The 8,563-nt window shown below is 39.2% G+C and carries 5 protein-coding genes and 2 pseudogenes; 4 read left to right on the top strand and 3 right to left on the bottom strand.

The window, feature by feature from the left end; all coding sequences use genetic code 11:
• The first annotated feature begins 284 nt into the window (after positions 1-284).
• Positions 285-1,445 (top strand): MFS transporter, encoded by a 1,161-nt coding sequence (locus F6K52_RS27395; protein WP_364419963.1) that lies wholly within the window; start codon positions 285-287, stop codon positions 1,443-1,445.
• Positions 1,446-1,734: 289 nt separating this feature from the next.
• On the opposite strand, the gene egtC is transcribed toward F6K52_RS27395, so the two are convergent.
• From egtC to F6K52_RS37120, 3 genes and pseudogenes are all read right to left on the bottom strand, one after another.
• A complete protein-coding gene (egtC, locus tag F6K52_RS27390) occupies positions 1,735-2,526 on the bottom strand; it encodes an ergothioneine biosynthesis protein EgtC (protein WP_293085813.1) in 792 nt (263 codons plus the stop codon).
• A gap of 42 nt (positions 2,527-2,568) precedes the next feature.
• Entirely contained in the window at positions 2,569-2,691 is a 123-nt protein-coding gene (locus F6K52_RS37125) for a hypothetical protein (protein WP_364419960.1), read from the bottom strand.
• An 18-nt stretch (positions 2,692-2,709) separates the two neighbouring features.
• A pseudogene (locus F6K52_RS37120) lies at positions 2,710-2,844 on the bottom strand (DUF427 domain-containing protein); the annotation flags it as partial.
• A 613-nt stretch (positions 2,845-3,457) separates the two neighbouring features.
• On the opposite strand from F6K52_RS37120, the gene F6K52_RS27380 reads away from it, so the two are divergent.
• The 3 genes and pseudogenes from F6K52_RS27380 to F6K52_RS27370 form a co-directional block, all read left to right on the top strand.
• A complete protein-coding gene (locus F6K52_RS27380) occupies positions 3,458-4,462 on the top strand; it encodes a DMT family transporter (protein ID WP_293085810.1) in 1,005 nt (334 codons plus the stop codon).
• Between the two features lie 56 nt (positions 4,463-4,518).
• Entirely contained in the window at positions 4,519-8,322 is a 3,804-nt protein-coding gene (locus tag F6K52_RS27375; protein ID WP_293085807.1) for an aminotransferase class III-fold pyridoxal phosphate-dependent enzyme, read from the top strand.
• 20 nt (positions 8,323-8,342) lie between these two features.
• Positions 8,343-8,563, top strand: a pseudogene (locus F6K52_RS27370) (hypothetical protein); the annotation flags it as partial.

Below are 8,563 nucleotides of genomic sequence, written 5' to 3'. Positions count from 1 at the left end.
CGCTAATCAATAAGTTTTACCCTTTTTCTGCATAGCCGACCAACCATAAAGGCTCAACGTAATCAGGTTTCGTCTCCGGGGGAACCCCCAAGACCGCACTGCCTCCCCAAGACCGCGCTGCATCGCTGCTCCCTAAAAACCAGAAATTTGTACCTCACAAGTCCTAGAAACGCTATATATTTAATGTGATAGGATTTAACAGTAAATTTATTCAATAATTATGAGAAGGACTAAAAAAGACGTTGCAGAGTTAAAAAAAAAAAAAGAACAAGCCCCGCTTACTAATTGTTGTTATTTATCTAACATTTATTGCTTTAGGATTACCAGATACGATTTTAGGTGTAGCATGGCCATCTATGCGCAGCTCACTCTTTTTGCCACTTGAAGCTGCGGGTATTATCACAATGTTGACAACTATATGTACAGCATTTTCCAGTTTTGCTAGTGGGCTGCTTTTGCATAAGCTAGGGACTGGCAAGGTTGTATTTATTAGCACTTTGCTTAGTGCTAGTGCTTTGTTTGGCTATTCGCTGTCACCATCATTCTGGTGGCTATTATTATGTACTTTGCCCCTGGGTGTTGGAGCTGGTGCTATTGATACAGGTATTAATAATTTTGTAGCACTCAAATATTCACCCAGACATATGAATTGGCTTCACAGTTTCTGGGGCATAGGAGCATTTTTGGGACCTAGCATTATTACTTTATATGTAGCTGATTCAGGAAATTGGCGTGGTGGTTATCAGGTGATTGCAGCTATTGTGTTCGTTATTGCAGCTATTATTGGTATCTCCATCTCCCTATCTCTTTGGCGAAGCAAAAGCATTAAAGAGGAAAACACTGCACTCCAGAATAAGGCTGTCCAGAAAAAATCAGGACTTAACCTGATACGACAGCAAGATGTTTTTCTTTCTATTATTGCGTTTCCAATCTATATCGCAGTTGAGATGGGCGTGGGAGTCTGGTTGGCTAGTTATCTTATTGAAGGTCGAGGTTTAGATAAATTAAATGTAGGCTTAATAATTTCACTCTTCTACATCAGCATTATGATTGGACGACTGATTGCGGGTATTTTTGCTAATAATATCTCAATCCAGAAGTTAATGAATATGGGATTATGCTTAATGTTTATTGGTTCATGGATGCTGATAATTCAACAAAACAGTTTGTTAGTCCCATCTATAATCCTGTTGGGAATCGGCTGTGCGCCAATATTCCCCAGTATGATCCACAACACACCAAAACTATTTGGGGAGATTAATTCTCAGGAAATTACTGGATATCAAGTAGGAGGTAGTTATTTAAGTGGAGTTTTGATTCTCCCTGTGATGGGTTTGCTAAGTAGTAAAGTTTCACTTGAAGTTATACCAATAACCATTTGTCTGTTTGTTGTTTTGCTTGCTTTCATAGTAAATCTTATTAATCGGCATAGGAGTCAAAAATAAAGTATCTGTAAATTATCTGTTGATATTATAATCCCTGCAAGCAAAGCCGTTCGCGTAGCGTGGCCAAAGGCCTTAAATGCTGGGAACGAAGTTACCGTAAGATAGTGGAGCCTTAATCAAAAAGTTTTAACCCTTTTATGCATAGCCGACTAACCATAAAGGCTCCACAATAAACAGGTTTCGTCTCTCGGCAGTCCGTTCTTAAAGCCCAGCGCCTCCGTAAGCAATAGCTGGATTGGCGCTTGTTGCCTACACTGAACCTGAAAGGTCAGTGTAGGAGCTGTCACCTCTACAAATCTATGGGATACATGTTGATGTTCAGGTCTTCTGTGACACAAATCATGGTACTTTCAGGGCAAGGATTCCAGTTTCCTGGGAACAAAGGTTCAGAGGCAATGATGACAGAATTGGGCAAATGTGGAGGGTTCTGTAGCCAGTAGAGAGAAGGTGGAGTAGAACCGATCGCACAACGAGAGGCAATAAGCTGATTTCCATCACTAATAACTATGTTCGCTAAGACCTTTACTCCATAGGGTTTGGCTAACTTAAAGAGTGTGTTTAAAGTCCCCTGTAAGGCTTTTTCCCAATTACCATCCACAGCAGCTAATTCGTTGAGGAACAAGGCGAAGATATGTTCAGAATCGGTAGTGCCTTCAATTTTCTGATCGACTGTATCTTTAATATGATTGCGGATCGGTTGGTATAAGGTGGCTCGAAAGTTGTCGATGAAGCCATTGTGGGTGAAGAGGAAGTGGCGATCGCTAAAAGGTTGACAGTTACTCAAACTGGCTGCTTGTCCAGGGGTAGCACTGCGGATATGGGCTAGGAAGCATTCAGACTCTATGTAACGACTCAGGTGAGGTAAATTAATATCACTCCAGATGGGTAGGATGTTTTTGTAAATAAAGGGTTCTGTCTGTTTTTGGGAGTGATACCAGCCAATTCCTACCCCATCAGCATTCACAGAGGTGGTTGTAGTTTCTTGGGGTCTGTAACTTTGAATACACAGAGAGTGTTCTGGTTCGTAGATGAGTTGATCCGGTTGGATAGGAGAACCGAGGTAAGCGAGTAATCGACACATATGTTGAAATACAAAAAATTGGTATTAACCGATACTGTTTAGCTACCAACCCCAGGTCCCAGGTTCGCCTTTAAAAGGACCAACAATATCACTGGTGATCCACCCTGCATAAAAATCTCCGGCTTGGGGTTGCACCTTCTCGTCACCAACGTAGCAAGCATCCATGGGTCTAGGATAGAAGCCGACATAACCTATGAGTTCCTCGTAGGCTGGGAATATTTCAGTATAGTACCAGGCAACATTTTTAGCTTCGCGATCGCCTACCGTTAGGGTATAGTAATATGCCCTTCCCCTCCACTCGCAGTAAGTGGAGTGAGTACTTGGAACGAATAGCTAAGGGACTTCCAAAAAATAAAATATACAATCAACGAGAATGATAATTATTGTTTTGGGGGAGGAAGGGGTTGCTGAGAGCAACCCCTTCCTCCCCCAATTAGCTGTCCTCTTAAACTTTAGTTAAACAATTGTTAAAAATACCATAATGTGATATTGTCCTTTTTAGGATTCAATAACGTCATTGTTGTGGCCTAAAACCTTACTACCCTCGGTGTTACCCTAAGCGACAGTCGAAGGGTAAGCCTGTAGAGAGGATGTCAGACCCTAGCCGGAATCTATTTCTGCAAAGGCAATTGTTTATGAGGTAGGAAGCCCACACCATCAGTTTCTGTTGGTGTTGGTTACTGCACCTATAGCTGAATAAAAGGACGAGTTATGACTGTTAATTCTAGTGCCAAGTTCGATAAATTAGCATTTAGGAAGATGAAGCAAATTATGCCTAATCTGCTAGCTGGTCATCGGGAAAAACGCATCATTGGGGTTTGTTAAGAATGTAATTCAAGTAATATTGTATTAAACGGTACAATTAGTGCTAACCAACGGTATGCCTGCCCTTGTGTCCTAACCGCCTTGGCCGTTGCTATAGTATGATACGTTGGAAAAAAATAAAAGATTTTTAAATGATCTTATGAATTCATTAACACAGATATTAACGAAATCAGATCGTTTAAAACCCTTTCTCAATAAAGCAACTATTATAGCCATAATCGCTTTAGTAACTGCCAGATTAATCTCATCAGTAGCACTTATTTTGCTTAAACTAGGAGGAAATTGGATTGGTGAAAATGAAACCGTTTTTTGGCGTGAAGCTATTGGTTTAATTTGGTTTACCGCTATTGAAACAGGGTTAATTTTATTTAATCGACAGTTTCGCAAAGATAATGAGAATCCTCCTAAAAATAACTATACACCAAAAATTATTGCATTCTTAGTGGGAGGGGGAATTGCCGCAACTTTATATATGATGTTTGGTGTTTGGTCATTAAGTTTTACAAGCGTAACCAATGTTGCTGTGATCGATTGTACACTTCCAATCTTTACAATACTGGGAGGATCAATTTTCTTTAGTCAAGTGTTTGATCGACGATTTATTATTGGTGTAGTAATAGCAGTCGCAGGTGCTATTCTCATTGCTTTGGCGGATTTTTCCCAATCAACAATACAACTATATGGTGATGCTTTAGCTTTAACTTCAACTTTTTTTTATGCTACTTATTGGTTATTGGTTGAACAAGTTCGTGCTACTACAAATACTACAATTATTTTACTGTGGCGTTGTGCAGTAGGAACAATTATTCTAATTCCTATTCTTTGGATATCTGGGAGTGATCATGTTTTACCCAATTCTTGGCAAGAATGGCTTTTAGTAATTGCTATTGCTTTATTGAGTCAAGTTATAGCTCAAGGATTAGCTGTTTATAGTCTGAAAAAATTGTCTTCCAGTTTTGTAGCTTTATCAATGTTAGTTATTCCCCTTTTTAGTCATATAGAAGCCAAATTCATATTTTCAGAAACTACAAGTTGGATTAATTATTTAGGTTGTTTAATTGTCTTATGGGGAATGTATCTTGCAATTTTTGGTAAAGGAGCTTTAAAATAGAATTTAGGATTTTAACCTTTTGTTAAACTTATTAGTGGATTGAATAATAGGAAACCATGATCTTTAAAAATGAAGGAAGCACAATAGGTGCCACCGCAGTCAATATAGAAAAAGCTTTTGGCCCTTACTTATGGGATAGTGAAGGGAGAAAATATTTCGACCTATTTTCACAAACTTGGTCTTTGCCACTTGGTCACAACAATCCACGAATTATTGATGCAGTCAAAAATCAACTCGACAAAGTAACTCATTTAAGAACAGCCTTCTCAACACAAGAGAAAGTTGAGCTGGCTCAATTGCTGATCGAGCTTTCGCCGCAATCTTTAACCAAAGTCAATTTTTGTCTTCATGGCAGCTTAGTTAATGAAGGGGCGATGAAACTAGCTATAAACAATTGTGACGATCGGCATAAAATCCTTTACTTGGAAGATGGTTTTCATGGCAGAAGCTTTGCGACAATGGGGGTTAGCTGGAAAGGTACAGCCGAACAATATCAACCCTATTTTAATCATGGTGTGGAAGTAAAAAAAGATCTAGCTGATATTGAAGTAAAAATGATCAAAGAACAGCCTGCGGCGATCATTTTGGAGCTAGTACAAGGCAACTGCGGGTTTAAGATTTTGAGTAAGTCATTAGTCCAAGGTATTCGGGAGCTTTGCGACCAGAACAATGTCGTGATGATTGTTGATGAAATACAAACCGCCTTTGGCTGTGTGAAAGAGATGTTCATGAGTGAGCTTTATGATGTAGAACCAGACATCATAACCTTCGGGAAATCCATTGGTGGCGGTTTTCCCCTAGCAGGACTGCTATATAAAGAGAAGTTCTCCTTTAAGCCAGGACAGCATTCCTTTACTTTTGCTCATAGTCCCATTAGTTTCACAGCAGGAAAAGTATTCCTCGCCGAACTTAAAAAGGAAGCTCATAAAGCAAATATCTTAAACCGTTATATCTACGAAGAACTTGTAAATTTACAGAAGAAATATACAATATTAGGCGAGATACGCTCTATAGGAACTAAAGCCGCAGTTGATATTGTTGCTGGAGATCATGAACAAAACTGTAAACTCGCCAATTTAATTGCAGAAAAAATGTTTGATCATGGTGTAATTATAGCTGCATCAAGATATAAGGATATGGGCGATAGTATTATGCTTCAAGCCCCACTGATATCGGAAGTAGAGGACTTACAAATGGCATTTGAAAAGCTTGACTTGGTATTAGAAGAAGTGTCACAGCAAAAAAAAAAGTCTCAGAAAGCAGGAAAAGATTGGCCAGAACCAATTGATCAAGGGAGATCAATACTAGATCATTCTGAAAATGAGATTTTTCAGAATGATCCTATTGATATAGTTGAGCATTCCCAGAGACATGCCATCATAGCCGAGGCGATCGCTAGGAAAATGGATCTTCCTGATGGGCAAATCGAAATCTTAAAAAGGGCTTCCTGGGCTCATGACATCGGCGGGGCCTTGAAACATAAGTATCAGGAAGAACAAAAGTTTCTATTGCGACTAGAATTTGTAAAAACAGACAAATCGAAGTTAGGTGCTAAACCGAGCTTTAATCCTAAATTATGTATCGAGCATGCCAAGAAACGGATCGCAGCAGGACTTAGAAAAGAAATTACGGCAGAAGAATTTAGAGATCCATTACCTTTGTACTTAGAAGAGTTCGAGTTACTGAAAGGTGAACCTTTATCCTCTAGAGAAAGGGAGCTATTAAAAACCTGGTGGTATCACCCTCAATATTCAGTTGATCTATTAAACAAAAGAAATATCATCGTTACTCCAGAAGTAGAAGTACTGATCAGATGTAACGAACAGCCTTGGCTCTTTGAATCTCATGAGCGTGTTCTTCACTGTATTAACGAGTCTAGCCTTGCCAAATCTGAATTAAAAAATCTGTTGGCTATTATGCGCATAGCCGACATAGTAGAAAACGGTAACAATAAGAAAAGACGGAATCTTAGAGGGGTTGAAGTGGAGGATTTTCCCACGACTTTGGCATTCATCAAGCATAAATTTGAACTTGATGGTCTCGAAGACTGTAGTAATGCGATATCAGCTCTTGAAGAACTCAAAAAAGACGCTAACGAACAGTTAATAGATACTATTTTAAAATCTAGAGCCAACTATCTCGTATTGAAAGATGGTTTTGACGAAGCAACAATAGAAAAGACAGTCCGTGACTCAATAAAGATTATCGAAAACCGTAACCATAAAGTTGCAAATTACAAATACTCGCCAGACCATCAGCTAAGTGTTCTTCATGAAAATCTCTGGTACAAGTTTAGTTTTGTGCCAGAAAGAAAGGGTGAGTTTGATACCCTAATGCTTCTTGAAGAAGCACTTCCAGAAAAGGTTAATGAGTTAGAAATCCCTCATCTTTCCCCAAAAAATAGAAGATGCCCTTTTTGTTACGCAAATATTGACGAGTTAATTTGTAAGCTCCAACTACCGTCAAATAAAATTTACTCCTTTTTTATCAATATTGACCCTTATGGGGAAGATCATCTGATCATGGCTGGAGGAAAAGAAGAACCTCAAATACTCACTGAATCATATATAGATGATCTTCTAACAGCTTCCTATGCACTGGGAAAAAACTATGAAGGTTCTTTTACAAGTTTCTCTGGTGCCAGTGTTAAACATTCACATGGTCAGTTCTATCGAGTTAAAACTCCTGTTTGGCAAAATCTTTTAGAGAACAGAATTGAAATAGTTAACAAGAGCCACATCAATGGTGTCATAAATGGGGAACTTGCTAACTGGGCAGCCCGTACAATAATAATTAAAGGTCAAGATAGGACTGAAGTGGCGAAGCAAGTATGGAAAGCAACCTATAAGCTAATGAGCGAAGGTATCTCATATAATACAAAATTCATGTATTGCGAAGACAGAAATTACATCTGGCTTCTTGCCCCACGGAGTCACGGTTTTATGACCTTTGCTAAGTATTTACTAGCTCCTGAAAATGAACCAGAGCCTTTGCATGTGAGTGGGTGTGGCAGCATAGAATCTCCTGGAGGAGATGCCATTATGTTCTTCGATATTCCTGAAGAAATCCCACAGCTACAACAAAAACTTATGGCTCAAAGGTTTGCCAAAACCTTAAGAGAGACATCCAATTGGTGCTACAAACCTTTTCCCGAAACAACAAGCCTGTTGCGACGTCTCAACTTAAAGCAGTTTGATGGATTTAAAATTGCCCATCGCATAGAATCCCTAGAGACAGCACAGAAAGCTATCAATGAAGGTTTTGATATGATCGAAGTAGATGTTCAGTTAACTAAAGACCATGAATTAGTATCATTATGGGGACCTGTTAAAAGTCTTGATCAACCAGTTGCCAATGTTTTTGAGTTCAATTATGAAGAGCTTTGTCTGAGGCTTGGGAAAAATGTTCTCAAGATTGAAGACCTTTGCAAACAGGTTAATGGTCAGGTTGCATTCAACTTTGATATTAAAGATTGGTCTGATAAGATAACTGGATATCGAGAGGCTCTGGTTAACGCATTAGTAAAGCTGATTAAATATCATAATCTGCAAAATAATGTTCTGTTTGAAAGTTTTAATCTGGATTATATACTCGCACTAAAAACTGTATCTAAAGAACATGGCGTGGAAATTATGGCGGGAATTGCAGTGCCTCAAGACAGTCATCAAAACGCTGTTATAGAAACCATCCGCAAATGCGATCATCATAGTCTTTCGAGCATTTTTATCTATCCACAGCTTTTGTCGCAGAATACAGTAGCTACCCTAAATGAAACAAGGCTAATCTTAATCACAAGACAAAATAAAATCAACAACAATACCTTTCAAAGTATTGCCTGTCCTATACTTAGTCTAAGTTAGATATAGCAATTCTACGACTCATGAGGTACACATTAGTTTTTACCTCTTCCCTCTTCCCTCTTCTCTCTTCCCTCTTCTCTCTTCCCTCTTCCCTGCTCCCTGCTCCCTGCTCCCGTCTTGATGCAGTCGCTCATGGGGGAAACCACGGCAGTTGCTCATGGTTAGAAGTTACCGTAAGACAGTTGAGCCTTGTCTTGATGCAGTCGCTCATGGGGGAAACCCCCAAGACCGCGCAAATCAC

Origin of the sequence: Moorena sp. SIO3H5 (genome assembly GCF_010692395.1) — a bacterium.
Taxonomy (GTDB): Bacteria; Cyanobacteriota; Cyanobacteriia; order Cyanobacteriales; family Coleofasciculaceae; genus Moorena.
Note: the sequence above shows the minus strand (reverse complement) of the source record. Positions and strands in the feature narration are given on the sequence as shown.

Coding starts and splice junctions, on each gene's coding strand:
- F6K52_RS27375 (WP_293085807.1), top strand. CDS start 4,519: ATGATCTTTAAAAATGAAGGAAGCACAATAGGTGCCACCGCAGTCAAT.
- egtC (WP_293085813.1), bottom strand. CDS start 2,526: ATGTGTCGATTACTCGCTTACCTCGGTTCTCCTATCCAACCGGATCAA.
- F6K52_RS37125 (WP_364419960.1), bottom strand. CDS start 2,691: ATGGATGCTTGCTACGTTGGTGACGAGAAGGTGCAACCCCAAGCCGGA.